This is a genomic window from Paenibacillus sp. JNUCC 35, assembly GCF_058269095.1.
The window spans coordinates 1,831,753-1,856,862 of sequence record NZ_CM177771.1; the positions used below are offsets into that span (position 1 = coordinate 1,831,753).

23 protein-coding genes are annotated in these 25,110 nt (G+C 55.6%); 22 read left to right on the forward strand and 1 reads right to left on the reverse strand.

Features of this window, described 5'->3' with window-relative positions; all coding sequences use genetic code 11:
• Positions 1–29: 29 nt before the first annotated feature.
• The 3 genes from AC2TF6_RS08400 (at position 30) to holA (ending at position 3,099) form a co-directional block, all read left to right on the forward strand.
• On the forward strand, positions 30–563 hold the full coding sequence (locus AC2TF6_RS08400; RefSeq protein ID WP_254634720.1) for an RNA polymerase sigma factor: 534 nt from the start codon (positions 30–32) through the stop codon (positions 561–563).
• Complete coding sequence (locus AC2TF6_RS08405; RefSeq protein ID WP_491310661.1) at positions 560–1,756, forward strand: anti-sigma factor family protein; 1,197 nt, start codon at positions 560–562, stop codon at positions 1,754–1,756. The genes AC2TF6_RS08400 and AC2TF6_RS08405 overlap by 4 nt, the downstream gene beginning before the upstream one ends.
• 323 nt (positions 1,757–2,079) lie before the next feature.
• The gene (gene holA / locus AC2TF6_RS08410; RefSeq protein ID WP_491310662.1) at positions 2,080–3,099 is read left to right on the forward strand and encodes a DNA polymerase III subunit delta; all 1,020 of its coding nucleotides are present in this window, start codon (positions 2,080–2,082) and stop codon (positions 3,097–3,099) included.
• A gap of 220 nt (positions 3,100–3,319) precedes the next feature.
• On the opposite strand, the gene rpsT is transcribed toward holA, so the two are convergent.
• On the reverse strand, positions 3,320–3,592 hold the full coding sequence (gene rpsT, locus AC2TF6_RS08415) for a 30S ribosomal protein S20 (protein WP_009675361.1): 273 nt from the start codon (positions 3,590–3,592) through the stop codon (positions 3,320–3,322).
• Between the two features lie 203 nt (positions 3,593–3,795).
• Here rpsT and gpr point away from each other — a divergent pair, with 203 nt between their 5' ends.
• The 19 genes from gpr (at position 3,796) to AC2TF6_RS08510 (ending at position 24,992) form a co-directional block, all read left to right on the forward strand.
• On the forward strand, positions 3,796–4,797 hold the full coding sequence (gpr, locus tag AC2TF6_RS08420; protein ID WP_009675370.1) for a GPR endopeptidase: 1,002 nt from the start codon (positions 3,796–3,798) through the stop codon (positions 4,795–4,797).
• A 190-nt stretch (positions 4,798–4,987) separates the two neighbouring features.
• Positions 4,988–6,199: a stage II sporulation protein P gene (spoIIP, locus tag AC2TF6_RS08425; RefSeq protein ID WP_491310663.1), complete on the forward strand. Its 1,212-nt coding sequence runs from the start codon at positions 4,988–4,990 to the stop codon at positions 6,197–6,199.
• Positions 6,200–6,286: 87 nt separating this feature from the next.
• Complete coding sequence (locus AC2TF6_RS08430) at positions 6,287–6,799, forward strand: hypothetical protein (RefSeq protein ID WP_491310664.1); 513 nt, start codon at positions 6,287–6,289, stop codon at positions 6,797–6,799.
• A 91-nt stretch (positions 6,800–6,890) separates the two neighbouring features.
• The gene (gene lepA / locus AC2TF6_RS08435) at positions 6,891–8,708 is read left to right on the forward strand and encodes a translation elongation factor 4 (protein ID WP_491310665.1); all 1,818 of its coding nucleotides are present in this window, start codon (positions 6,891–6,893) and stop codon (positions 8,706–8,708) included.
• Between the two features lie 131 nt (positions 8,709–8,839).
• Positions 8,840–9,991, forward strand: a complete 1,152-nt coding sequence (gene hemW / locus AC2TF6_RS08440; protein WP_491310666.1) for a radical SAM family heme chaperone HemW — start codon at positions 8,840–8,842, stop codon at positions 9,989–9,991.
• A gap of 211 nt (positions 9,992–10,202) precedes the next feature.
• Positions 10,203–10,664 carry an N-acetyltransferase gene (locus AC2TF6_RS08445; protein ID WP_491310667.1) on the forward strand — a complete coding sequence of 154 codons (462 nt, stop codon included), beginning with the start codon at positions 10,203–10,205 and terminating at the stop codon, positions 10,662–10,664.
• A 137-nt stretch (positions 10,665–10,801) separates the two neighbouring features.
• On the forward strand, positions 10,802–11,827 hold the full coding sequence (gene hrcA, locus AC2TF6_RS08450; protein ID WP_009675428.1) for a heat-inducible transcriptional repressor HrcA: 1,026 nt from the start codon (positions 10,802–10,804) through the stop codon (positions 11,825–11,827).
• Between the two features lie 117 nt (positions 11,828–11,944).
• Positions 11,945–12,529, forward strand: coding sequence for a nucleotide exchange factor GrpE (gene grpE / locus AC2TF6_RS08455; protein WP_369993392.1), 585 nt, complete (start codon positions 11,945–11,947; stop codon positions 12,527–12,529).
• Positions 12,530–12,596: 67 nt separating this feature from the next.
• Positions 12,597–14,441, forward strand: coding sequence for a molecular chaperone DnaK (gene dnaK / locus AC2TF6_RS08460; protein WP_491310668.1), 1,845 nt, complete (start codon positions 12,597–12,599; stop codon positions 14,439–14,441).
• A gap of 129 nt (positions 14,442–14,570) precedes the next feature.
• Positions 14,571–15,695, forward strand: a complete 1,125-nt coding sequence (gene dnaJ / locus AC2TF6_RS08465; protein ID WP_009675385.1) for a molecular chaperone DnaJ — start codon at positions 14,571–14,573, stop codon at positions 15,693–15,695.
• Positions 15,696–15,898: 203 nt separating this feature from the next.
• Positions 15,899–17,242, forward strand: coding sequence for an APC family permease (locus AC2TF6_RS08470; RefSeq protein ID WP_491310669.1), 1,344 nt, complete (start codon positions 15,899–15,901; stop codon positions 17,240–17,242).
• Between the two features lie 232 nt (positions 17,243–17,474).
• On the forward strand, positions 17,475–17,648 hold the full coding sequence (locus AC2TF6_RS08475) for a YfhD family protein (protein WP_491310670.1): 174 nt from the start codon (positions 17,475–17,477) through the stop codon (positions 17,646–17,648).
• Positions 17,645–18,016, forward strand: coding sequence for a hypothetical protein (locus tag AC2TF6_RS08480; protein ID WP_491310671.1), 372 nt, complete (start codon positions 17,645–17,647; stop codon positions 18,014–18,016). Before AC2TF6_RS08475 ends, AC2TF6_RS08480 begins: the two co-directional genes overlap by 4 nt.
• 266 nt (positions 18,017–18,282) lie before the next feature.
• Positions 18,283–19,257, forward strand: coding sequence for a 50S ribosomal protein L11 methyltransferase (gene prmA / locus AC2TF6_RS08485; RefSeq protein ID WP_491310672.1), 975 nt, complete (start codon positions 18,283–18,285; stop codon positions 19,255–19,257).
• A 9-nt stretch (positions 19,258–19,266) separates the two neighbouring features.
• Positions 19,267–19,971, forward strand: coding sequence for a site-2 protease family protein (locus tag AC2TF6_RS08490; RefSeq protein ID WP_491310673.1), 705 nt, complete (start codon positions 19,267–19,269; stop codon positions 19,969–19,971).
• 180 nt (positions 19,972–20,151) lie between these two features.
• Positions 20,152–20,982 (forward strand): 16S rRNA (uracil(1498)-N(3))-methyltransferase, encoded by an 831-nt coding sequence (locus tag AC2TF6_RS08495; protein ID WP_491310674.1) that lies wholly within the window; start codon positions 20,152–20,154, stop codon positions 20,980–20,982.
• 4 nt (positions 20,983–20,986) lie between these two features.
• Positions 20,987–22,348 (forward strand): tRNA (N(6)-L-threonylcarbamoyladenosine(37)-C(2))-methylthiotransferase MtaB, encoded by a 1,362-nt coding sequence (gene mtaB, locus AC2TF6_RS08500; RefSeq protein ID WP_491310675.1) that lies wholly within the window; start codon positions 20,987–20,989, stop codon positions 22,346–22,348.
• Between the two features lie 297 nt (positions 22,349–22,645).
• Positions 22,646–23,863, forward strand: a complete 1,218-nt coding sequence (locus AC2TF6_RS08505; RefSeq protein WP_491310676.1) for an LLM class flavin-dependent oxidoreductase — start codon at positions 22,646–22,648, stop codon at positions 23,861–23,863.
• A gap of 55 nt (positions 23,864–23,918) precedes the next feature.
• A complete protein-coding gene (locus AC2TF6_RS08510; protein ID WP_491310677.1) occupies positions 23,919–24,992 on the forward strand; it encodes an aliphatic sulfonate ABC transporter substrate-binding protein in 1,074 nt (357 codons plus the stop codon).
• Positions 24,993–25,110: the final 118 nt, after the last annotated feature.

The following is a 25,110-nucleotide window of genomic DNA, read 5'->3' on the forward strand; positions in this document are numbered from 1 at the left end:
AGAGGGGGATTCTTGTGGTAGCGCCCGAAATGGTAAAAGCGGCACAATCGGGTGACCGGGAAGCGCTAGTTACCTTATTAAGACAAATTGAAACCCATGTCTACCGCACGGCTTATTACCTGCTGGGTAATGAGCAGGATGCCCTCGATGCCTCGCAAGAAGCGCTTATTCGTATTTATACGAAAATCCAGTCTTATGAAGAGAAAGCTCTTTTTAAAACGTGGGTTCAGCGTATTGTGACCAATATCTGCATCGACAAATTCCGCAAGACGAAGCCGACCGTATCCATTGAAGAACACGAACTTACGTTCACCACCCCCAAGGACGTTGAGGACGAAGTGATGATCGGTTACTTGGCGCAGGATATTCAAGAGGCTATCGAGAAACTGCCCGAGCACCACCGATCGGTCGTTGTTTTGCGGTATTTGCAGGATTTCTCCTATCACGAGATTGCGGATTGCCTGGGGCTTCCGCTGAACACGGTTAAATCCTATCTTTTTCGGGCGAGACAGCAGCTTCAAGGGTTACTCCATGAATATCAGAAAGGAGGTGTTCGGGGATGAATTGCAAAGAGGTGAAAGAGCTGATGCAGAGAGATCTCGACGGAGATTTGAACGATCTGGAGCGGCAGCGTCTCAATCAGCATGTCCAGCAATGTTCGGAATGCGGCACCATGCTGCAGCGGCTGCGCATGCTGTCCAAGGAATTGGAGAACCTTCCGAAAATCATGCCGCCATTCAGTATCGTCGATTCGATTCTTCCGCAGCTTGAGCGGTTGGATGAAGAAAAGTCCAACCAGCGCGAAGAAGCCGCAGGTCTGTCTCGCGCAGTCGGCCGTTCCCCGCGTTCCCCGGAACAGCTTCCTTGGACTCGCCGCATAGCCGCGCATGTCTCCTGGAAAACAGTCAGCGGCGTTGTGGCCGCCGGCTTTGTACTCGGATTTTTCGCGTTCAACATGGACCGTCCGGCTCAATCGGGTCCGGCGGGCATGTTTTCGGCCTTGACCGGAGCAAAGACGGAAAACGCGGATACGGCGGCACAATCGGTGCAGCCGACCACCGTTCCGGACGTGAGCGGATCGGGCAAGCAAAGCGGCGGTACGCCGACGGCGCCGCCTGCGTCCCAAACGCCCGGAGATTCCAAAAGCGCCGGCAAGCCGCAGACGGATTCAAACGGCGAAGGGAATCAGACGGACCGCACCGCATCGACCGGAGATACAGACAAGGGAAGCGGTGCAGTGCAGCAGAAATCGAATGTGGATTCTCCGAAAGAGGAAGGATCCCGCAAGGAACAACCGGGAACGACTTCTACTCCGCAGCCGGATAAACAGCCGGATGCTTCTGCGAACGAAGGCAAGGTCGCGGGCGGTACCGACAATCCGCCTGCGGACCGCGGAGTATCTCCAAGCCCCGGCGATACGTCCGGCGGTACTTCGGGATCTGGAGACCGGCAGACGGGCGGCAAGATCGCCACGACCGATCCGGACAAGAAAGATGCCCACACATTCACTGCCGCAGGCATCGGAGGAACGTCTCCCGACGGCAAGCTGAGCGCGAAGATCGAAGAGCGCAAGCTTACGATTGTCAAAACGGACGGGACTTCCGTTTACGTATCCGCCAAGCAGTGGAAAGAAACCGATACGCTGCGGCTTGTCGGCTGGAACGGCAACGACGAGTTCGTATACGAAGTAAGCAGCGGCAACATGAAGCAGGAATATGTCGTCTCCTTGAAAACAAAGCAGGAGCGTGCCAAATAAGGCATGCTTCTTTTTGTGTCTGACACGCACCTTTGGCGGGTTAGCGCGTATGCTGTATTAACAATCGGTCAAAGAGAAGTTATCGCAAAGCTGAGGAGAATGACAGGAGAAAACGCAGGTTTACTGTCACTCGGTCAAGAGTTTCTAGAGCTCTTCTCCGGTGTTTAAATAGATGCTGCTCGTACGGGTAACATGCGGTGGCAGCGTATTCTCTTTCTGCTCGGGCAAAGGGATTACGGCAAGACGGTGGGATTCCGTTTTGACGTAATCCCTTTGTCATTGGTAAGATGAGAGCAGGGATTTATGCAGAGGGGAACGAACGAATGGATTACAAACAAGCGATGAAAAGCATAGATGAACAAAAATTCGCTCCGGTGTACGTCACCTATGGAAGCGAGTCTTATCTGATCGAGCAGTTTATCCGGAAGCTCACGGACAGCATGATCGAACCGGAACATCTCGATTTTGCGGTAAGCAAATACGATTTGAATGAGGTTCCGGTGCAGAACGTCATTGCCGACGCCGAGACGCTGCCTTTTATGGTGCCTCGCAAACTGATTATAGCCGGGAATGCCCAGTTTCTCACAGGCAGCAGGGACAGCGGCAAGGTCGACCACCAACTGGACCGTTTAACGGAGTATTTAGGGGCTCCCGTCGATTTTACCGTCCTTGTCTTTACGGTTTCCGTGGACAAGCTCGACGAGAGGAAAAAGCTGGTGAAGCAGCTCAAAGAAAAAAAAGCGCTCGTGCCCTGTCTTCCGCTGACGGCCGAAGAGCTGCAAGCCTGGGTACGCCGGCAGGCGAAGCGGGAATCCTTCGAGCTTGCGGACGGAGTCGTCGACCAGCTCGTGCTGTACACGGGCGGGCATCTTCAGTCGCTGGCCGCGGAGATCGAGAAGATTTCTCTCAACGTAGGGCGGGGAGGGACAGCGACCCCCGAGCTGATTGATTCTCTCGTGGTTCGCAGCACGGAGCAGAATGTATTCATTCTGATCGAGCAGGTGGTCCAGCTGCGGCTGGACCGGGCGTTCGCGCTCCTGGAGGAGCTCCTCAAACAGAAAGAGGAGCCGATCAAGATCGTGATGCTGATGGCCCGCCAATTCCGGATCATGCTCCAGGTGAAAGAGCTCTCCAAGCAGAGCTATTCGCACCAGCAAATCGCAGGGCAGCTTGGCCTGCACCCGTACGCCGTGAAGGTAGCGGAGGGACAAGCCCGGGCTTACGATATCGAAAAGCTGAGCCGGATCGTGTCGCAGCTGGCCGATCTCGATTTTAAAATGAAGAGCGGCGGCATCGACAAGGTACTCGGCCTTGAACTCTTTCTTCTCGGTTTGGCGGCTTGAGTCGAGCCGGGAAGAAGGGATACAGACAGACCGGCCGCTTAGGCCGATCTTTTTGTACGGCCGAATCATCCATGGGACGCCGGATACTTGCGCTTGCGTACAGCAGACCCGCAAAATATATGCGCGTTCCTTTGCGGACGGCCAGACTCGCCATATGTACAAAAAAAGACCGGAGCCAGGGGCTCCGGTCTTTTTATCACCTATGTGTAGGTCCTGCTTATTAGCCTTGTGCGGAAAGAGCGTTGAGCTTCTTCGCTAAACGGGACTTCTTGCGGCTAGCTGCATTTTTATGGATTAATCCTTTAGAAGCTGCTTTGTCCAATTTTTTGGTAGCGTTGATCAGAGCTTCTTTAGCGGAATCTACGTTATTGCTGGCAACCGTTGTTTCGAAAGCTTTAACAGCTGTACGAAGAGCGGACTTCTCGGAAGCGTTGCGCAGGCGACGTTTTTCACTTACTTTCACTCTTTTGATCGCGGATTTGATGTTTGGCATTGACATTCACCTCCTACTTCAGGTACACAATCGAACGTTTTCCATGATTGTTGACAACTCTAGGTATTTTAACACGCTGACTTTTAAAAATCAATAGCTGACGGGGAGCTTTCCGCACCCGCTCTCTGAAAACGTTCATCGGTATAAATTAGGGTCCGTGTCCGCAAACTAGGGTCATACAGAATGGACAGGAGGAGATCTTAATGGCGGATCTTAGCGCGTATACGGTCCGGACCGATCTTGCGCTCGAGGCGAGAGAACTGGCGTCCGAAGCAAGGAAAAGCCCCGAAATACCGGGAGTGGTCTCGGATATATGGGAAGACGGCGGCATGCGCATTACCCAGATTCAGGTTTTAAACGATGAAGGGGCACAGGCCATCGGCAAGATGCCGGGTCAGTATATGACGATCGAAGTACCTGATTTGAGAAAAAAAGATACGCAGCTCCAAGACCGTGTAGCTACAAAGTTCGCCCAGGTGTTTGAGCAGTATTTGCAGAAAGCGGGAATCGGCAAAGATTCCAAGGTGCTCATCGTCGGGCTGGGCAACTGGAACGTGACTCCCGATGCGCTCGGTCCGCTCGTGGTTGAGAACATCCTCGTCACTCGGCACTATTTCGAGTTGATGCCGGGCCAGGTGAGCCCCGGCTACCGTCCCGTCAGCGCGGTTGCTCCGGGCGTACTGGGCACGACAGGCATTGAGAGCAGCGAAATCGTCGAAGGTATTGTCGAGAAGTCGAGACCGGATCTCGTGATCGCCGTGGACGCTCTTGCTTCGCGCGCGCTGGAGAGGGTGAATACGACGATCCAGATCGCGGACACCGGGATCAATCCCGGTTCCGGTATCGGCAACAAACGCCGCGGCCTGACCCTGGAGACACTTGGCGTGCCGGTCATCGCAATCGGTGTGCCGACGGTCGTGTACGCATCCACGATTGTAAATTCGTGCATCGATATGATGCAGCACCATTTCCGCACCCAGACGTCAAACACGCATGAGATTCTCGGCATGCTGGACGATCTGCCGGAACAAGAGCGGCTGTCGCTTGTCCGCGAGGTGCTGAATCCGCTCGGGCACGATCTTCTCGTCACCCCGAAGGAAATTGACGAATTTATCGAAGATATCGCGAATATCATCGCTTCCGGGCTGAATGCGGCTCTGCACGAGGCGGTAGATTCGGCGAACGTGGCCGCCTATACGCATTAAGCAGCGCGGCTCCGGGCCGGTTCCTCAGGGAACCGGTTTTTTTTGCGCGCGGGGCGGCGGATTTTTTTCGGAGAGAGAGTTCTAGTGAAAGAGCGAAGTTCATAGATTGGGAGTAGATAGATTCGCCGCCGCGAGGCGCGAGACGCCTAAATCCGGACATGTTCAAGCCCATTCGCTAGGAGGAATCCCCATGAAAAGGAATGCCGTCACCTTCAATCTCAGCAAAATCCGCCAAACGTTCCAGAGCGCCGGAGTCATCGGAAAGACCACGATATCGCTCAGTTTGTTTACCCTCTGCCTGTTTCTCCTGCTCGGAGTCGGGAGCGTGCTGCAATCGAGGCTGTCCACATCTCCCGTTTCATCCATGAAGGGGTTGGCGGCTTCGGTCTCCAATCAGTTTTTTCTCGACATGCTCGGATTGGAAGTCCCTCATTTAAGGAACGACACCCGTAAATTCACTTTTTCCCAGCAAAATATGATGAGCTTTGCCGTCCGGTTCCTGACCGATGTAAACCCCGGCGATCCGAAAAGTCTGATTGCCCAGGAGGTCCCCGGCCTGAAAGCGGACAAGAGCACCATTCTGCGCTCGGGCAAAGACGGCGATGCGAGCGGTCCGGTCGAATACACACCCGCGGAAGGAGCGGTGAACGGGACAACCGGCGGCACGGCCCCGGAAGCATCCTCAGCCCCGTCTCCCGCGCCAAGCCAGGCGCCAGCGGATCAGAAGCCCAAAGGACCGGGCCGGAACATCGCTTTTATTTATCAGTCTCACAGCAACGAATCGTTCCTCCCCGAGCTCAAAGGCGTCACCGATCCGGATAAAGCCTACGATGCCAAAACGAACGTGACGATGATCGGCAAGAAACTGGCGGAAGCGTTGGAAAAAGAAGGGGTAGGGGCCGTTCATTCCGATGCCATTTACCCGAATATGATTAAAGATTTCAAATATGCCTACTCTTATAAATATTCTCTCCAGACGCTGGAAGCCGCCGCGAACGCACATCCGGACCTGAAGTTTTTCTTTGATATCCACCGCGATTCCCAGGAACGCAAACGCACGACGGTTACGCTGAACGGCAAAGACTACGCGCAGGTGTATTTTATTCTGGGAGGAGACAACCCCAAGTGGAAAGAAAACGAAGCTTTCGCGGGGAAAATCCACGATTCGCTGGAAGCGAAGGCGCCCGGCGTTTCCAAAGGCATTCACGCAAAGACAGGCCACGAGGTAAACGGCGTCTACAATCAGAACTTTTCGCCGAACAGCGTGCTGATTGAAGTGGGCGGCCCTTACAACTCTCTGGAGGAGTGCTACCGGACGGTGGAGCTGCTGGCAAAAGCGGTGTCGGAAGTGATTCTGGATGCGGAAAAAGTAACGGCCCCTGCTCAAGGCAAAAAGTCGTAAGCCGCGTGCCGGTTAAGGCTGGAAACGGAACGGACAAGGGGATATTCCAATCAAGCAAAATTCAAATCACGAACCGGAGGGATCATCATGCCGCGCTGGTACTGGAAGCTGTTCGCATACGGAATTATTCTTTGCTTCTGCACCATGTTCGGGGTGGACCTGGCCTCGCGCGGTATGAACCGCATCGAGGGTCCGGGAGGCGTCTCCGATGGAGCGGCGCAAACAAGCGGGAGCAGTCCCGCCGCGCCCGGCTCCCTGCCGGAAGAGACGTTCATCCGGACCGGAGGCGGCCGGAGCGGCGGGCAGCAGCCTGGCGTTCCAAGCCAGGCGCCGGGAACGGGGGCTGCCGCGCCAAGCCCGGCGGCAGGCCCGGATGCGGCGCCCGGTAACGCCGGTTCCGCCCGGACGGGGGAAAGCGCGAACCGGCCTGCGGAGACGCCGGCTCCGCCGAAACCGACGCCCCGTCCGCTCGGGACGGGAGATCCGCTTGAGGCCGGATCGATGAACCACCTGGGCAACAAGCTGGGAGATTTGCTGCAAATCACCGCTCAAAGCGGAATGGACGGCGTGGTTTCGATGTTCGAATGGGTCGTCAAATAAGGCAAAACACCCCATAACGGTTTAGCATTGCCGCAGCCCCGCCGGACTGATATAATAAAAGGTACTGTATGTAACTGTGTGGGGGTTAGGCATGACTGACATTCGGCAAAGACAAAAGCAAATTCGAAACTTTTCGATTATCGCACATATTGATCACGGTAAATCTACGCTTGCGGACCGCATCCTCGAATTCACAGGGGCTCTTTCGTCTCGTGAAATGCAGGAACAGGTTCTCGACACGATGGACCTTGAGCGGGAACGCGGTATCACCATCAAGCTTCAGGCGGTACGCCTGAACTACAAGGCCGATGACGGTCAGGAATATATCCTGAACCTGATCGACACTCCGGGACACGTCGACTTCACGTATGAAGTTTCGCGGAGTATGGCCGCCTGCGAAGGCGCGCTGCTCGTTGTGGACGCGGCCCAGGGGATTGAAGCCCAGACGCTGGCCAACGTATATCTGGCCCTGGACAACAATCTGGAGATTCTCCCGGTCATCAACAAGATCGACCTGCCGAGTGCCGATCCGGAACGCGTCAAGCAGGAAGTCGAAGACGTGATCGGACTGGATGCGAGCGAAGCGGTTCTGGCTTCCGCCAAAGCCGGTATCGGCATCAAGGAAATTTTGGAGCAGGTGTGCCAGAAGGTACCCGCCCCGCAGGGCGATCCGGACGAGCCGCTCAAAGCGCTCATCTTCGATTCGCACTACGACCCGTACAAAGGCGTCATCGTGTACGTGCGTGTCGTGGACGGCGCTATCAAGGCCGGCACGAAAATCAAGTTCATGGCGACGGGCAAAGTCTTCGACGTGATCGAAGTCGGCGCTTTCAAGCCGCGCATGTCCATCGTGGATGAGCTGAACGTCGGCGATGTCGGCTTTATCGTAGCCGGGATCAAGAACGTCGGCGACACGCGCGTCGGGGATACGGTCACGAACGCCGTCAAACCGGCGGTGGAACCGCTGCCCGGCTACCGCAAAATCAATCCGATGGTATTCTGCGGGCTGTACCCGATCGAAACATCGGATTACAACGATCTGCGCGAAGCGCTCGAGAAGCTGGAGCTTAACGACGCGTCGCTCACTTACGAGCCGGAGACGTCCTCCGCGCTCGGCTTCGGTTTCCGCTGCGGATTCCTGGGCCTTCTCCATATGGAGATCATCCAGGAACGCATCGAGCGCGAATTCAACATTCCGCTTATTACGACGGCGCCAAGCGTTATTTACCGCATCACGATGACGAACGGCGAGATCATCGAGATCGACAACCCGTCGAACTATCCGGATCCCCAGCGGATCGAATTCGTTGAGGAGCCTTACGTGAAGGCGTCGGTCATCGTGCCGAACGACTTTGTCGGCGCGATTATGGAACTGTGCCAGGGCAAGCGCGGCGAGTTCATCAACATGGAGTACCTGGACACGAACCGGGTAACGCTGTCTTACGACATTCCGCTTGCGGAAATCGTGTATGACTTCTTCGATCTTCTGAAATCCCGGACGAAGGGGTACGCCTCGTTCGATTATGAAATTTCCGGGTACAAGAAATCCAACCTGGTCAAAATGGACATTATGCTGAACGGCGAGCAGGTCGATGCCTTGTCTTTCATCGTTCACCGGGACGGCGCCTACAACCGGGGCCGCATTATTTGCGAAAAGCTCAAAGAGCTTATCCCGCGGCAAATGTTCGAAGTGCCGATTCAGGCCGCAATCGGACAGAAAATCATTTCGCGCGAAACCGTCAAGGCGATGCGGAAGAACGTTCTGGCCAAATGTTACGGCGGCGACATCTCGCGGAAACGGAAACTGCTGGAGAAGCAGAAGGAAGGCAAGAAGCGGATGAAGCAGGTCGGCAGCGTGGAAGTGCCGCAGGAAGCGTTCATGGCGGTACTTCGTATCGACGACAACTAATATTGAGTGTATGACCGAGAAATAGGAGCCGCGTGCTCCTATTTTTATTGCCTTCGATCTTTTCCGCTTTTCATAGTACAATGAAGGAACGGCCGTGAGGCCCGACCCTTTCTGGAAAGGAACTACCTGCAATGAACACACGTTATACCGCCCCCGAGGCGGTTTATATCCATATCCCTTTCTGCACGAACAAATGCTTTTACTGCGATTTCAATTCTTATGTCCTTAAAGGCCAGCCCGTTATGGACTATCTGGATGCCCTTGAGCGTGAGATGGAGCGTACGGTGCAGGCGCAGCCGCCCGGAAAGATCGCGACGATCTTCGTGGGAGGGGGCACGCCGACGGTTCTGCTGCCGGATCAGATGGCGCATTTTCTGAAGCTGGTGAGAACGTATTTCCCGGATCAGCATGAGAATCTGGAATTTTCCATGGAGGCCAACCCCGGGACAACGGACCTCGAAAAGCTGACAGCGATGAAAGAAGGCGGCGTCAACCGCATTTCATTCGGTGTCCAGTCGTTCGACAACGGTCTGCTGGAGACGATCGGCCGCATTCATAACACGGACGACGTTTACCGGAGCTTGGAAAATGCGGCGAAGGCGGGCTTCGACAACATGTCGATCGACTTGATGTTCGGGCTGCCTAACCAGACGCCGGAAATTATGGAGAAGACGCTGAACGCGGCACTGGCCCTTGATCTCAAGCATTATTCGATCTACAGTTTGAAGGTGGAAGAGAACACCTTGTTCCACACGATGTACCACAAAAACCAGCTTCCGCTCCCGAGCGAGGACGACGAGCTGGACATGTACCTGCTCATTATGCGCCGGTTGAAAGAAGCGGGCTACGGGCAGTATGAAATCAGCAATTTCGCGCGCCCCGGTTACGAAAGCCGGCACAACACGACGTACTGGCGCAATCAGCCTTATTACGGCCTTGGCGCGGGGGCTCACGGCTACGCCGAAGGACACCGTCATGTGAATGTCAAAGGCGTCCAGCCTTATATTGACCGGACGAAAGAGGGCCTTCCGCATCTGGAAAGATTCCCTGTGACGGAGCAGGAGGCGATGGAGGACTTCATGATGGTCGGCCTGCGTCTCTTGGAAGGAATCAGCGGGGACGATTTTACCGCTCAATTCGGTGTTCCGGTGGAGGAGAAATTCGGCGGGATTCTGGACAGTCTGATCAAACGCGGACTTCTGGAGCGTGCCGGAAACAAGATCCGTTTGTCGGAACAAGGAATTTTGTTCGGCAACGACGTGTTTGCTTCGTTCCTCGAATAACGGCAGGCAAGGGCGTGGCCCAGGCTGGAGAACGCTCGTCATTTACGCTTCAAAATCCATTCAAAATTTTACAAAAAGCCACTTGTGCGATTATGCATGCTGATGTATATTTATTCAATATACTATTTCCGCATAGCAATTGTACAAGTGGTTTTTTTGATTTGTTCCTATTTTTTCATATATTTTCAGCAGGCGAATGGTGGGATGCGAGATGACAGTGGCTTGCCGCAGAGCAACGGAAGACGATATAGAAGAACTCGTACATATTATACAAGGATATGCACGTCAGGGGATTATGCTCCCCCGAGACCGGGAGATGATCCGGCAGCATTTGGATACTTTTGTAGTCGCGGAAGACGAAGGCGCGCTGATCGGCTGCGGGTCGCTGACGAGGCTCGGTGAGAATCTGGTGGAGATTCGCTCGCTGGGCGTTTCCGAGGATTACAAGGGACAGGGCGTCGGTACCAAACTGGTGGATTCCTTGCTGGAGGAGGCGCAGCGCCTGACCGTTACGAAGGTAATGGCCCTCACTTACGAAGTGAAATTTTTTCAGAAAAACGGCTTCAGAATCGTGCCGAAACATATCTTTCCGGAAAAAGTGTGGACTGATTGCATTCACTGTAAAAAACAGTACTGCTGCGACGAGATTGCGGTACTCCGGGAGTTGGATTGAACTTGACAACAGGCCGAAAGGTCTGTTATTTTTGTATTAGGAATTAGCACTCGTTAAGGTTGAGTGCTAACGAAGCGGATCGTGCCCGAGCGGCGCATTCATGCGGCGGTTTACCTATATGTAAAGGAGGAGTTACTATGTTGACGGAGCGTCAGCGGATGATTTTGAATGCCATTGTAGATGATTATATTCGTTCCGCAGAGCCGATCGGTTCCAGAAGCATTTCCAAACGGGGCGATGTCGGTTTCAGTCCGGCCACGATCCGCAACGAAATGTCGGATCTCGAAGAATTGGGCTTTCTGGAGCAGCCGCATACGTCAGCAGGCCGTATTCCTTCTCATAAAGGGTACCGTTACTATGTAGATCACCTGGTGCGACACGGTACGCTGGACGCTCACGAGCTGGAGACAGTCAAGCTGTTCTTCGCGGAGAAGGTCCAGGAGATGGAAGAGGTCATCCAGCATACGGCGAATATGCTGTCGGGTTTGACCAATTACACATCGATCGTGCTCGGCCCCGAGGTTTTTACCAATACGCTGAAACATCTGCAGATTATTCCGCTTAACGACAAGACCGCCGTTGCGATTATCGTGACGAATACGGGGCATGTCGAGAACAAAACCGTCGCGATCCCCCCGGGATTGCCGATGAACGAAATCGAGAAGGTCGTCAATTTGTTGAACGCACGCCTTCAAGGAGTGCCGCTGCTGCAGTTTAAGTCGAAGCTCTATACGGAAGTGGCCGGCGAGCTGAATAAGTACGCCGTGGGCTACCACGAGCTTCTGAACATGGTCGAAAGCGTGCTAGAGAATGACGAGAAAGACCGCATTTTCCTGGGCGGCACGACCAATATGCTGACACAGCCGGAATTTAAAGATGTGGATAAAGTTAAAAATATTTTGGATCTGCTGGAGCAAACTCCGGTTTTATTCAAATTGGTGACTTCATCGCCTACAGGACTTCAAATCAAGATCGGTTCGGAGAACAGTCTGGCCGCCATGAACGATTGCAGCCTGATTACGGCGACCTATTCGTATGACGATCAGCCGCTTGGAACGATCGGGATACTCGGACCTACGCGGATGGAATATGCCAAAGTGATCCGGCTTCTCGAGCACTTGTCCGCCAATATGGAAGTTCTTCTGTCAAGGTGGTACAAATAAAGAGACAGGTTTACAATGAGATTCTACACGAAGTTTAAGCGGGATTAGCTGGGGCAAACTTAAACGTGGCCGGCAAACGCGGGCCCGTCCACTCTTTCAAGGAGGTGAACACGACAAGTGAGTACCGAAGAAACAAAGAACATCAACCCGGATACGAACGCCGCGGAAGCAGAAGAAGCTACATATGACGCGGAACAAGCAGAAGCTGCCGAAGCAGCGGCTCCTGATGCGGAAGGCGCGGCCTCCGGCCGGAACGCGGAGCTGGATGAGCTTCGTAAAGCGGCCGAGGAGAGCCAGCAGCGTTTGCTGCGCGCTCAGGCCGATTTCGACAATTTCCGCCGCCGCACACGCCAGGAGAAAGAAGAGTTTGCGAAATACGCTTCTCTTAAGCTGATCGAACAAATGCTGCCGGTCATCGACAATTTCGACCGTGCGCTGGTTTCCAGCCGCGAGACGCAGGATTTCGAAGCTCTCACCAAAGGGATCGAAATGGTGTACAGACAGCTCGAGCAGCTGATGACCCAGGAGGGTCTGACGCCGATCGAAGCGGTAGGCCAACCCTTTAACCCGGAATTTCACCAGGCGATCATGCAGGTGGAATCGGATGATTACGAAGAAGGCATCGTTGTGGAAGAAGTCCAGAAGGGCTACATGCTGAAGGATAAAGTGATCCGTCCTTCGATGGTTAAAGTCAGCATGTAAGCCGGAAGGGCTTTAGGCCCGGCGAATTCATATATACGCACCCCTAATAAGGAGGAAATAGATTATTATGAGCAAAGTAATCGGTATTGACTTAGGAACCACCAACTCCTGCGTAGCCGTAATGGAAGGCGGCGAAGCCGTCGTTATCCCTAACGCCGAAGGAAACCGCACCACTCCGTCCGTAGTGGGCTTCAAGAAAGACGGAGAGCGTGTTGTGGGCGAGACGGCAAAACGCCAGTCCATCACGAATCCGGACCGTACGATTATCTCCATCAAGCGTCACATCGGTACGAACCATAAGGAATCCATTGACGGCAAGGACTACACGCCTCAAGAGATTTCCGCGATCATTCTGCAAAAGCTGAAAGCCGACGCAGAAGCTTACCTGGGATCTCCGGTAACGCAAGCGGTTATCACGGTCCCTGCTTACTTCAACGACAGCCAGCGTCAAGCGACCAAAGACGCCGGTAAAATCGCCGGTCTCGAAGTGCTCCGTATCGTCAACGAGCCTACGGCGGCTGCACTCGCTTACGGCCTGGAGAAATCCGAAGATCAGACGATCCTCGTATATGACCTTGGCGGCGGTACGTTTGACGTATCTATCCTTGAACTCGGCGACGGCTTCTTCGAAGTTAAAGCGACAAGCGGCGACAACAAGCTGGGCGGCGACGACTTCGACCAAGTGATCATCGATCACCTGACGGCTGAATTCAAGAAAGAACACGGTATCGACCTGAGCAAGGACAAAGCGGCTGTACAGCGTTTGAAAGATGCGGCCGAGAAAGCCAAGAAAGAACTTTCCAGCGTCCTGACAACGACCGTTTCCCTGCCGTTCATTACCGTTGTCGACGGAGTGCCTCAGCACTTGGAGCTTAACCTGACCCGCGCCAAGTTCGAAGAGCTTTCCGCTTCTCTGGTTGAAAGAACACTGGGCCCGACTCGTCAGGCTCTGAGCGATGCGGGCTTGTCCCCAAGCCAAATCGACAAAGTCGTACTGGTCGGCGGATCGACTCGTATTCCGGCTGTTGTCGAAGAAATCAAAAAGCTGATCGGTAAAGATCCTCACAAAGGCGTTAACCCGGATGAAGTTGTTGCTCTGGGCGCCGCTGTCCAAGCGGGCGTTCTGACCGGCGACGTTAAAGACGTGGTTCTCCTGGACGTTACTCCGCTGTCCCTGGGTATCGAAACGGCCGGCGGTGTATTCACCAAAATGATCGACCGCAACACAACGATTCCTACCAGCAAATCGCAAGTGTACACCACTTACGCGGACAACCAAACAAGCGTGGAAATCCACGTTCTGCAAGGCGAACGCTCGATGGCTAACGATAACAAAACACTCGGACGCTTCATGCTGGGAGACATTCCTCCGGCGCCGCGCGGTATTCCGCAAGTCGAAGTTACCTTCGATATCGATGCGAACGGTATCGTGAACGTATCGGCTCTGGATAAAGGAACAGGCAAAAGCCAGAAGATCACGATCACTTCTTCCGGCGGCCTGAGCGATGATGAAATCGATAAAATGATGAAGGATGCGGAGGCGCACGCCGAAGAAGACCGCAACCGCAAAGAACTCGTTGAAGTCCGCAACCAAGCTGACCAGCTTGTTTACAGCACGGATAAAACGATCAAGGAACTGGGCGACAAAGTAGACCAGGCCGAGATCGACAAAGCGAACGCAGCGAAAGAAAAAGTGAAGCAGGCGCTCGAAGGCAACGACCTGGCTGCAATCAAAGCGGCTACGGAAGAGCTGACCGAAGTGGTCCAGCAGCTTTCCGTGAAGCTGTATGAGCAGGCTGCCCAGCAGCAGGGAGCGGGCGACGCGGCAGGCGAAGCGTCCGAAGCCGGCAAGAAAGACAACGTAGTCGATGCGGATTACGAAGTAGTTGACGAGGACAAAGACAAGAAATAAGGGAATTTCACACCGGGAACTGTCTGACACAAAGAGAAGTCAAAGCCGTCCGAAAACGGCTTTGACTTTCCCTATGTTTCGACAAGACCATCCGGTTGAGGTTGCCGTTAAAGCAGCGGGGGTGGAGCGATGAGTAAACGGGACTATTACGAAGTGCTGGGCGTCGGCAAGGACGCGTCCGCGGAAGATGTCAAAAAAGCGTACCGGAAGCTGGCGCGCCAGTATCATCCGGACGTTAATAAGGCAGACGATGCCGAAACGAAGTTCAAAGAGGCCAAAGAAGCGTACGACGTATTGAGCGACGATCAGAAGCGTTCGACGTATGACCGTTTCGGGCATGTCGATCCGAATCAGGGAATGGGCGGCGGAGGCATGGGCGGCGCCGATTTCGGAGGATTCGGGGACATCTTCGACATGTTCTTCGGAGGCGGAGGCGGCGGCCGGCGCAATCCGAACGCGCCTCAGCGCGGAAGCGATCTGCAGTATAACCTGCAAATCGAATTCAAGGAAGCGGTATTCGGCAAGGAGCTTGACCTGCAGATTCCGCGCACGGAAAACTGCGACAAGTGCTCGGGTTCGGGCGCCAAACCGGGCACTCACCCGGAGACTTGTACCACCTGTCAAGGTTCAGGCCAGCAGGAAGTGGTTCAGAATACGCCGTTCGGTCGTATCGTGAACCGCCGTCCTTGCTCGACCTGTAACGGCCAAGGCAAAATTATCCGTCACAAGTGCGGAGAATGCGGCGGCTCCGGCAAGGTCAAGAAACAGCGCAAGATACACATCAAAATCCCGGCCGGCGTAGACGACGGCGCTCAGCTGCGCGTCAGCGGAGAGGGCGAAAGCGGTACGCGCGGAGGCCCGGCGGGTGACCTGTACGTCGTCATCCACGTGAAGGCGCACGAATATTTCGAACGCAGGGACGACGACATTTATCTGGATATGCCGCTGACCTTCGTTCAGGCGGCTCTCGGCGCGGAAGTGGAAGTTCCGACCCTGACGGAGAAAGTGAAGCTCAAGATTCCGGCGGGCACGGACACGGGAACGTATTTCCGTCTACGCGGCAAAGGCGTACCGAAGCTTCGGGGCTACGGACAGGGCGACCAGCACGTGCGCGTCGTGATTGTGACACCGAAAAACATGACCGACGAGCAGAAAGATCTGCTCCGCGAGTTCGCGAAAGTAAGCGGAGAAGATACGAAAGAGCACGAGGAGTCCTTCTTCGATCGGATGCGTAAAGCGTTCCGCGGAGATTGATTCCCGGATAGATAGCCGCATGGCGCATGCCTGCGAAGCAAGCACCTTTCCCTGGCGGAGAGGTGCTTTTTCTTGTGCCAATGGTTAAAATTTCGGACTGGAACATCATGCAATTTCCTGTATAATAATTCGTTGTACCCTTACAGAGGCGCTCCGGCACAGGAGCGCGGACGGCAATTTTCAACGCAAAAGGAGAATCTTACTTGAAACCCAACATGGAATTGCAGCGGACGCTGAAACTTTGGCATATCGTGGTCATCGGTCTCGGATATATGGCTCCTATGGCGGTGTTCGATACGTACGGAATCGTGTCGGATGAAACGGGAGGGCACGTCCCGGCCGCTTATGCGCTGACTTTGCTGGCGATCCTTTTCACCGCGTCCAGCTACGGCAAAATGGTGAGAGTTTACCCGACGGCGGGCTCCGCTTACGCATACGCGCGGAATACGATTCATCCGTATGCGGGTTTCCTGGTCGGCTGGGCGGCGCTGCTGGATTACTTATTCCTGCCCATGATCAACGCTCTGCTGACAGGCATTTATTTGTCCGCGGTTTTCCCGGAAATTCCGGCCTGGATCTGGATCGTCGGTTTCGTCCTCTTTATTACGGCGCTGAACCTGCTGAAGGTGAAAATAACGGCTTCGGTCAACACATTCCTTGTGCTTTTCCAGATCGTCGTCGTGGTCCTGTTCGCCGCACTCGCCGTAAAAGGCCTCATGAACGGGCAAGGAGTCGGTGAGGTGTTCAACGCCCAGCCTTTCTACGCCCCGGATATGTCCATCCCGGCCCTGCTCGTAGGCGCCTCGATCCTCTGCTTCGCCTTCCTCGGATTCGATGCGGTATCGACGCTGACCGAAGAAACGGTGGACCCGGAAAAGAACACGCCGCGGGCCATCATTCTCGTCGCGATGATCGGCGGAATCCTGTTTATGACGGCTTCCTACTTCACTCAGTCGCTGTTCCCGGACGTTTCCGTATTCGAAGACCCGGAGGGGGCTTCGCCGGAAATCGCCCTGTTTATCGGGGGCAAGGTGTTCCAGCTCGTGTTCCTGGCCGCGGCGCTTTCGTCCACACTGGCTTCGGGCCTCGTTTCCCTGACTAGCGTTACCCGGCTTTTGTACGCCATGGGGCGTGACAGCTATCTGCCGAGGAAATTTTTCGGGTATGTGCATCCCAAAACGGGCACGCCGGTCTATAACGTCCTGTTTATCGGCTGTATATCGCTGATCGCGTTAAAGCTCGATCTCGTGACGGCTACCTCGTTTATTAACTTCGGGGCGCTGATTGCGTTCACGTTTGTGAACCTTTCCGTCATTATCCATTATATTTTCAAAAAGAAGCAGAGAAGCTTCGACGATTATATGCGGTATTTGGTCGCGCCTCTGATCGGAGCGGGATTTGTGGCGTACATCTGGACGCATCTGGACCGCCATTCGATGACGCTGGGATTGATCTGGACGGCAGTAGGGATCGTTTATCTGATCTATCTGGTCGCGGTCGCGAAGAGAGATGTGAAAAAAATCCAAATGGACGATTCCGGCAGTTAATACGAAGTCGGCGGACAAATTCGAAGAGATCAAGTTGGTCGCGCGAGTTGTCTGTGACCTTCGCCGCTCCGCTAAATGCGTGTCCCCAGTGATTCGTCGGCTGGCCTGTGTCTGACCGGTCAGAACAGGAAAGGGACGTACGATAAGACAAAGCGGAGGACGTTCCCGACTGCATAAAAAAAGCCTCTGTAAAGCATGCTAATTTTTAGTTTGCATAAGGAGGCACAAAACGATGAGCGAAAACCGGAACGAACACGAAGAAATCTCCGAACCGATTTCGCAGCTGATTCCGATCGGCAAAAACGAGGATGTGGAGTTCAGCTCGGAAGAAGCCGACGCGGAAGATCTGGAAGCCCTGCAGCGCGCGAGTGCTGCGGACAGCCGCCAGGAGCGGCAGGGTCGATGAGCGAGAAGAGCATACTCGCGACTTTCCGCTCCCCCGAGGAAGCCGAGGGGGCTGCCGCCAAACTGAAAGCGCTGCGGGCGATCGACATGCAGATCGCCCGGTTCGACCGCTTTCAGGGAGAAGACGTTCAGCAGCAGATGAATCCGCTGAACGGGGATTTCGCCAGCCTCGGCAATTTGACGCAGAGTGCCGAGTGGTATTCGCGCGACGCCGGCATTCTCGCGGCGGCGGATCCTACCGCCAGCGGAATGAGCGACGGCGGGTCGGGGATGCCGACCGGCCGCGATATTCTGCTGACGGTCGTGGTGGACGAGAGCACGCATCACCAGGCGATGCGTGTGATCCGCGAATGCGGGGGCGAGATCTGACGTCCGGCCTGTAACCGGGCCGGACGCCGCGACCGCTCCCCCGCACTGCGGCGGGCGAAATCGCACGGCCGATCAGCCGGCAGCCGGTACAAGCCCTCACCCCTCCGGGTTTCACAGCGGAGGAGTGAGGGCTTTCTTGCATGCTCCGCATGAGCCGGTATCGCGGCCGGTGCGGACGGTTTTACCGGGCTTGTAAAGTATAGTACAATAACAAGATATGTGAGCGGATAAGCAAGGCTAAAATCCGCAAGGGGGAACAAGTCGCGATGCGTTGGCATGAAATTACGGTAAACACGACGGAACAAGCCGTCGAAATGATCTCCAATTTTCTCCACGAATTTGGAGCCGGAGGGGTTTCCATCGAAGAATCCGGCACTTTGAATAAGAAGCGGGATACTTCGCTCGGACAGTGGTACGAGCTTCCTTTTAACGATATTCCGGAAGGCCGTGCCGTTATCAAAGGGTACTTCGTGGAAGGAACCGAGCTGGATTCCATTATGAGCACGCTCAAGCAGTCGGTCGAAGGGCTGGCCGAATTCGGCATCGATACGGGAAATCCGTCTTACGAGCTGCGCGAGGTGGACGACGAAGACTGGGCGAACGCCTGGAAGCAGTACTTTAAACCTGTCCGCATTACAGAACGTTTAACGATCAAACCGACATGGGAAGAATATACGGCATCGGAAGGCGAGATCATTCTGGAGCTCGATCCGGGAATGGCATTCGGTACGGGAACACATGCCACCACGTCGCTGTGCCTCAAGACCCTGGAAGAGGTCATTAAGGGCGGGGAAGATGTGATCGACGTGGGCACGGGTTCCGGCATCCTGTCGATCGCTGCGGCCAAGCTCGGGGCCCGGCGCGTCCTTGCCGTCGACCTTGACCCGGTTGCGGTTTCGAGCGCAAGCGAGAACTCCAAGCTCAACGGCCTGGAGGATACGATTCACGTGAAGCTGAGCGATCTCCTGGGCGTTTTCAAAGAAAGCGAAGCGGGCGGGGGCGCGGATCTCGGCGTGAAACTCCCCGTTCAGGTGGTCGTCGCGAACATTTTGGCGGAAATTATTCTGCTCTTCCTTGACGATGTCTACAAAGTGCTGGCGCCAGGCGGCTGCTATGTCGTGTCCGGCGTTATTCTAAGCAAGCAGAAAGATGTGGAAAACGGCCTCCTCGCAGCCGGCTTCGAAGTTGAGGACGTGCGCCGCGACGGAGAGTGGGTCGTGCTGATCGCGCGGAAAAGGTAGGCGGGCCGCATGGGGGATTTCAGCGCCATTTTACAACTGCTGCCGTTCACGCTGCTCGTGCTCATCATCGCCTTTACGGTGCATGAGTTCGCGCACGCCTACTCGGCTTACAAATTCGGGGACCCTACCGCTTACAAGGAGGGCCGGGTGACGTTGAATCCCCGCGTCCATCTCGATGTGCTGGGGACGCTGCTGTTCATCATCGCCGGGTTCGGCTGGGCGAAGCCCGTTCCCGTCCGGCGCTCCAATTTCAAGAAGCCCCGCCTCATGGGCGTCATCGTCAGCTTCGCGGGGCCCTTCAGCAACCTGGTTCTCGGTTTCCTCGGCATTATCGTGTTTTATGTGCTGCTGAACTACACGGGAATCGTCGGTTGGTCCGCGGGCGTGCAGAAGGCCGTGCTTATTTTTATGATCCTGTTCGTGAAAATGAACGTGCTGCTGTTCATCTTAAACCTGCTTCCGGTTCCTCCGCTCGACGGATACCGGATTCTGGAGGATGTGCTCCCGGTCGCCGGGCGCGAAAAGCTCAGGCAATATGAGCAGTGGGGAATGCTTGTCCTGCTGCTGGTCGCGTTTATCCCGCCTTTGTACCGGGTAACGCTGGGGCCGATTTTCTCGCTGCAGTACGATATCATTTATGCGTTTAACGATCTGATCGGCTCGCTTTTCGGCGAACGGCTGCCCATCGACCAGTTTTTCAGACTGATCGGATAAAAGGAGTTCCGGGCTATCCCGCAGGACCGAATACGCCGGATACACCTAAGGCCGTTAAAGCTGACCGGGCCTTTGACGGCTCGATGAAAATTTGTGCCAGCGGTAGCTTTTGAGACGAGAACATTGTAAGATGAAATGTACGCGATTTTTAGCATTTTCGACAAAGAAAGAGTGGCCGCAATGCAAAGATATTTCATTCCAGCCGGAGATTTCGGCGCGGATTCCGTCGCGATTACAGGCGACGATGCTCATCATCTCGCGCGCGTCATGCGTGCCGAAGAGGGCGACCGCTGCATCTGCAGCGACGGCGTCAGCCGTGAAGCGATCGTTGAAATTACGGCGGTCGACAAAAACCGCGTCGAAGCGAAGATCGTCGAGACGCTGGAAATGAGCGCGGAGCCTGCCGTCGAGGTATGGATCGCGCAAAGTCTGCCCAAGGGCGACAAGATGGAGACGGTCATCCAGAAGGGGACCGAAATCGGCGCCGCGCGTTTTCTGCCGTTCGTGTCCGAACGGACCGTCGTCCAGTACGATGCGAAGAAAGAAGCCAAGCGCACCGAGCGCTGGAATAAAATAGCCAAGGAAGCGGCGGAGCAGGCGCACCGGAACCGGATTCCGGTCATCGAGTCCGTGCTTTCGTGGAAAGCTCTTTTGAAGCTGGTTTCCGAAGCCGCCGACGGAGCCTGGATTTGTTACGAGAAAGAAGACGGATTCGGCATCGGAACGGCGATCCGCCGTTATTTCGGGTCCCGGGACAGCCGGACGGACGAAATCGGCGCTCCGCGGAAAGCGGCGGCCGGAGCCGGTGCGGACAGCGCAGCGGACGGCAAACCGTCGAGGCTGCTGCTGCTTGTAGGCCCCGAAGGGGGATTCACCGAGCAGGAGATCCGCGAGGCCGAGGCCGCGGGCTGCGTGTCCGTGTCGCTCGGACGGAGAATTTTACGCACGGAGACGGCCGCTATGGTCGGGCTTGCGTGCATCCTATACGAATCCGGAGAGATGGGAGGATAACATCATGTCAACTGTGGCATTTCACACCTTGGGGTGCAAAGTTAATTTTTACGACACCGAAGCGATCTGGCAGATGTTCAAAGGCGAAGGGTATGAACAGGTCGATTTTGAACAGACGGCGGACGTTTACGTGATCAATACGTGTACCGTTACGAATACCGGCGACAAGAAAAGCCGCCAGATGATCCGTCGAGCCGTTCGGCGTAATCCGGAGGCCATCGTGGCCGTTACGGGCTGTTACGCGCAGACTTCGCCAGCGGAAATCATGGCGATTCCGGGCGTCGATCTCGTGATCGGGACGCAGGACCGCGACAAAATCATTTCCCTGGTGAAGCAGTTCCAACAGGAGCGCCAGCCGATCAACGCCGTGCGCAACATCATGAAAACGCGCCAGTTCGAGGAACTGGACGTACCGGATTTTGCCGACCGCACCCGCGCGTTTCTGAAAATCCAGGAAGGCTGCAACAATTTCTGCACCTTCTGCATCATTCCGTGGTCGCGCGGCCTTATGCGCAGCCGGGAACCTGAGAGCGTCGTCAAGCAGGCGCACATGCTCGTTGACGCGGGCTACAAAGAAATCGTGCTGACGGGTATTCACACCGGCGGCTACGGCGAAGATATGGAGAATTACAGTCTGGCCCGCCTGCTGTGGGACCTGGACAAGGTAGACGGTTTGAACCGGATCCGGATCTCCTCGATCGAAGCGAGCCAGATTACGGACGAAGTACTGGAAGTGCTGGGCGCCTCCGATAAAATGTGCCGTCATCTGCACATTCCGCTCCAGGCCGGCAACGACCAGGTTCTGGCACGGATGCGCCGCAAATATACGACTGCCGAATACGGCCGCAAAATCGAGCTGATCCATAAAGCGCTGCCGGGCGCGGCCATCACGACGGACATCATCGTCGGCTTCCCGGGCGAAACGGACGAAATGTTCCGCGAAGGTTATGCCTTTATGGAACAGATGAAGTTCGCCGAAATGCACGTATTCCCGTATTCCAAACGGACGGGAACGCCCGCCGCGCGGATGCTGGACCAAATCGACGAAGAGATCAAGAACGCACGCGTTCACGAGCTGATCGACTTGTCGGAGAGAATGCAGTTGGAGTACGCGAAGCAATATGTGGGCAAACAGCTGGAAGTCATTCCGGAGCGCGCCTACAAAGGGGCCGCCGAAGACAGCGGCCTGCTGATGGGCTACAGCGACAACTATATGCAGATGGTATTCGAGGCGCCTGAAGAGATGATCGGCCGGGTATGTACGGTCGAAGTGCAGGAAGCCGGCGTGAACGAATCCAAAGGCAAGCTGATCCGCGTGGCGGAAGAGCAGTCCGCGCCCGCGAATCGGATCAAAGCGATTGTCTGAGAAACGTTTTATAGCGGGTTGACAGACCCTGGGCACGGTGTTAAGATGGGGTACAATTCCATTGATTCCCATCTACCGGACAGCCGGAGACATAAGCGAGAGCTTATTGTTTCCGGCTTTTTTGCGTAGCCGAGAGGAGTGAAGCGGACGGGCCGCGGGAAGAAGAGGCGGCATTTTTTGCAGGGAAGGGGGCGTGAATTAGGAAGGGTGGCTTTACATTGTTTTTAATCCGACTAAATGCATGAGAAAAGTTTAATATTCGCAGGGTGAAATATGAACATCGAAGGAGCGTGGAACATGGGAAACGCGGTTCCGGAAGTGGAATTCGGCTGGTTTATTCCGACCACGGGAGATGGCAAATATATCGGAGTCGAGCCGGAAAGAGAATCATCCGCCGACTATATGATTCAAGTGGCGCAAACGGCGGAGGAAGCGGGCTTTACGTTCGCCCTCATCCCCACAGGCGGATCGTGCCTGGATGCCTGGATTGTCGGCTCCATCGTCGCTTCGCATACGAAGACGCTCAAGCCTCTGGTGGCGATGAGGCCGGGGCTGATCGCGCCCGTTCTTGCCGCCAGAATGGCCGCCACGCTCGACGTCCTGTCCGGCGGCCGGGCGCTGATCAACGTCGTAACGGGCGGATCTCCGTCCGACTTGTCGGCTGCGGGAGATCCGCTCGCCGGCGATCATGACGAGCGGTATGTACGCACCCGGGAGTTTCTGCATATCGTCCGCAGCGTGTGGACGCGCTCAAACGACGGCGGGGAGAAATTTCTCGCCGGCGGCGGATACAAGTACGGCGATTCGGAGAAGGTCGAGTTCAGCGGCAAGTATTACCGGCTCGAAGGAGGGGCGGCACTGCCTCTGCCCGTGCAAAAGCCTTATCCGCCTCTTTATTTCGGGGGCAGCTCCGAAGCCGGGAAGCGGACGGCCGTCGAAACCTCGGACGTCTACTTGATGTGGGCGGAGCCTCTTGCCTGGATACGGGAGCAGATCCGGGAAGTGGAGGAGATTCGGGCCGAAGTGAAGGCGTCCACCGGGAAAGAGCGCGATCTCCGCTACGGGCTGCGTGCGCAGGTGGTCGTTCGCGAAACGGAGGAAGAAGCCTGGAAAGACGCGTGGGAGATTATTTCCAAAGTGGACGACAGCGCGATCGAATGGTCCAGCCACCGCTTTAAGGAAACGGATGCGACGAACCAGCAGCGCCAGAACTCGCTGCGGGAAGGTTCCCGGGCGAACGGGTATCTGATCGGCCCGAATTTGTGGGCGGGCATTTCCATTGTGCGCGGCGGCGGCGCCATGACGTTCGTCGGCAGCGCCGAGCAGGTGGCGGATCGTCTGCTGGAATTTACGGATATCGGCATTTCTTCGTTTATTCTTTCGGGGTATCCGAATCTGGAAGAGGCCCGGATTACGGGAGATTTGCTGCTGCCGGTTTTCAAAAGAAAGCTGGCGGAGCGCGGAGCGGCGGCGGAGATAACTTTTTCAGGGCATAAGGAGAAGATTGAGGCGTAGGCTCGCTCGGGGTGGCCGTACAGGAGACTTGAACCGGAACGAAAGGGGAGAAAGAATGAAAGCTGCACGCAAAACGGCTCCGGCGGCGGATGAGAGAAAACGTGGTTGCAGGTGGGCCGTACCTTTTGCGCTCCTGATGATTCTGCTGCTTTCGGGCTGCACCGGCAGAGGGGAGCAGGCTTTAACGGAAGGGGCGGCCCCGGCCGGAAAAAGCGGGAAAGACAAAGTGACGGTGAGCATCGGAATCCAGCAGAGCCTGGGACCGCTGCTGATCGCCCGGGAGAAGAAATGGTTCGAGGAAGCATTCGCGGAAGCGGGGGCGGAGGTCAAATGGCAGGAGTTTCAGAGCGGCCCTCCCCATTTCGAGTCCATTACGGCCGGGCGGCTCGACTTCGGGATCGTCGGAAACGGGCCTGTCATTGCCGCCCAGGCAGGTAAGGTGGAATTTAAAGAAATCGCCGTAAGCGGCGACGGCAAGAAAGGGAACGCGATTCTCGTTCCGAAAGGCAGTCCCCTCCAAACGGTGCGGGACCTGAAAGGCAAAAAAATCGCCGTGGCCAAAGGCAGCAGCGGCTGGATTTTCCTGTACAGGGCAATCGTCCAAGCCGGTTTAAAGCCCGACGACATTAAAATCGTCCAGCTTCAGCCGGACGAGGCAAGGCCCGCATTCCAGAGCGGGGCGGTGGATGCCTGGGCGATCTGGGAGCCGTTTATAACGAGTGAAGTCGTGACGGGAGGCGCATCGGTGCTGGCGGACGGAAAGCAGCTCGATCTTCTCGGGCCGGGCTTTATCGTCGCGCGCAGCGAGTTTACCCGGGAACACCCGGATTTGACGGTGCTTTTCCTGAAAACGTACGAGAAAGCCAGACTTTGGCTGACGGAACATCAGGAGGAAGCGGTCGGAATTTTGGCCAAGGCCAAAAAGCTGGACCCCGGGATCGTGCGGAAAGTGCTGAGCAATCTCGAAGCGCTGAACGCGGTCATTACGCCGGAATTTGTGGAGGCGCAGCAGTCGACGGCGGATTTTATGCTCTCGCAGGACGCGATCAAGCAGAAGATCGACGTGACCCGGGTGGTGGATAATTCTTTCATCGAGCAGGCGCTGAAGCAGGTTGCGGCAGGCAAATAAGCGGCAGATGGAGCTAAGGCGCGCCAACGCGGTTTGGCTGCACAAGTTTCCGGAGAGCGGCTGCACATTTTTTTATCGGATAGGAAAAATAGAGAGAAAAGAAGCTGCGGATCGGCCG

Coding starts and splice junctions, on each gene's coding strand:
- AC2TF6_RS08400 (WP_254634720.1), top strand. CDS start 30: ATGGTAAAAGCGGCACAATCGGGTGACCGGGAAGCGCTAGTTACCTTA.
- AC2TF6_RS08405 (WP_491310661.1), top strand. CDS start 560: ATGAATTGCAAAGAGGTGAAAGAGCTGATGCAGAGAGATCTCGACGGA.
- holA (WP_491310662.1), top strand. CDS start 2,080: ATGGATTACAAACAAGCGATGAAAAGCATAGATGAACAAAAATTCGCT.
- rpsT (WP_009675361.1), bottom strand. CDS start 3,592: ATGCCAAACATCAAATCCGCGATCAAAAGAGTGAAAGTAAGTGAAAAA.
- gpr (WP_009675370.1), top strand. CDS start 3,796: ATGGCGGATCTTAGCGCGTATACGGTCCGGACCGATCTTGCGCTCGAG.
- spoIIP (WP_491310663.1), top strand. CDS start 4,988: ATGAAAAGGAATGCCGTCACCTTCAATCTCAGCAAAATCCGCCAAACG.
- AC2TF6_RS08430 (WP_491310664.1), top strand. CDS start 6,287: ATGCCGCGCTGGTACTGGAAGCTGTTCGCATACGGAATTATTCTTTGC.
- lepA (WP_491310665.1), top strand. CDS start 6,891: ATGACTGACATTCGGCAAAGACAAAAGCAAATTCGAAACTTTTCGATT.
- hemW (WP_491310666.1), top strand. CDS start 8,840: ATGAACACACGTTATACCGCCCCCGAGGCGGTTTATATCCATATCCCT.
- AC2TF6_RS08445 (WP_491310667.1), top strand. CDS start 10,203: ATGACAGTGGCTTGCCGCAGAGCAACGGAAGACGATATAGAAGAACTC.
- hrcA (WP_009675428.1), top strand. CDS start 10,802: ATGTTGACGGAGCGTCAGCGGATGATTTTGAATGCCATTGTAGATGAT.
- dnaK (WP_491310668.1), top strand. CDS start 12,597: ATGAGCAAAGTAATCGGTATTGACTTAGGAACCACCAACTCCTGCGTA.
- dnaJ (WP_009675385.1), top strand. CDS start 14,571: ATGAGTAAACGGGACTATTACGAAGTGCTGGGCGTCGGCAAGGACGCG.
- AC2TF6_RS08475 (WP_491310670.1), top strand. CDS start 17,475: ATGAGCGAAAACCGGAACGAACACGAAGAAATCTCCGAACCGATTTCG.
- AC2TF6_RS08480 (WP_491310671.1), top strand. CDS start 17,645: ATGAGCGAGAAGAGCATACTCGCGACTTTCCGCTCCCCCGAGGAAGCC.
- prmA (WP_491310672.1), top strand. CDS start 18,283: ATGCGTTGGCATGAAATTACGGTAAACACGACGGAACAAGCCGTCGAA.
- AC2TF6_RS08490 (WP_491310673.1), top strand. CDS start 19,267: ATGGGGGATTTCAGCGCCATTTTACAACTGCTGCCGTTCACGCTGCTC.
- AC2TF6_RS08495 (WP_491310674.1), top strand. CDS start 20,152: ATGCAAAGATATTTCATTCCAGCCGGAGATTTCGGCGCGGATTCCGTC.
- mtaB (WP_491310675.1), top strand. CDS start 20,987: ATGTCAACTGTGGCATTTCACACCTTGGGGTGCAAAGTTAATTTTTAC.
- AC2TF6_RS08505 (WP_491310676.1), top strand. CDS start 22,646: ATGGGAAACGCGGTTCCGGAAGTGGAATTCGGCTGGTTTATTCCGACC.
- AC2TF6_RS08510 (WP_491310677.1), top strand. CDS start 23,919: ATGAAAGCTGCACGCAAAACGGCTCCGGCGGCGGATGAGAGAAAACGT.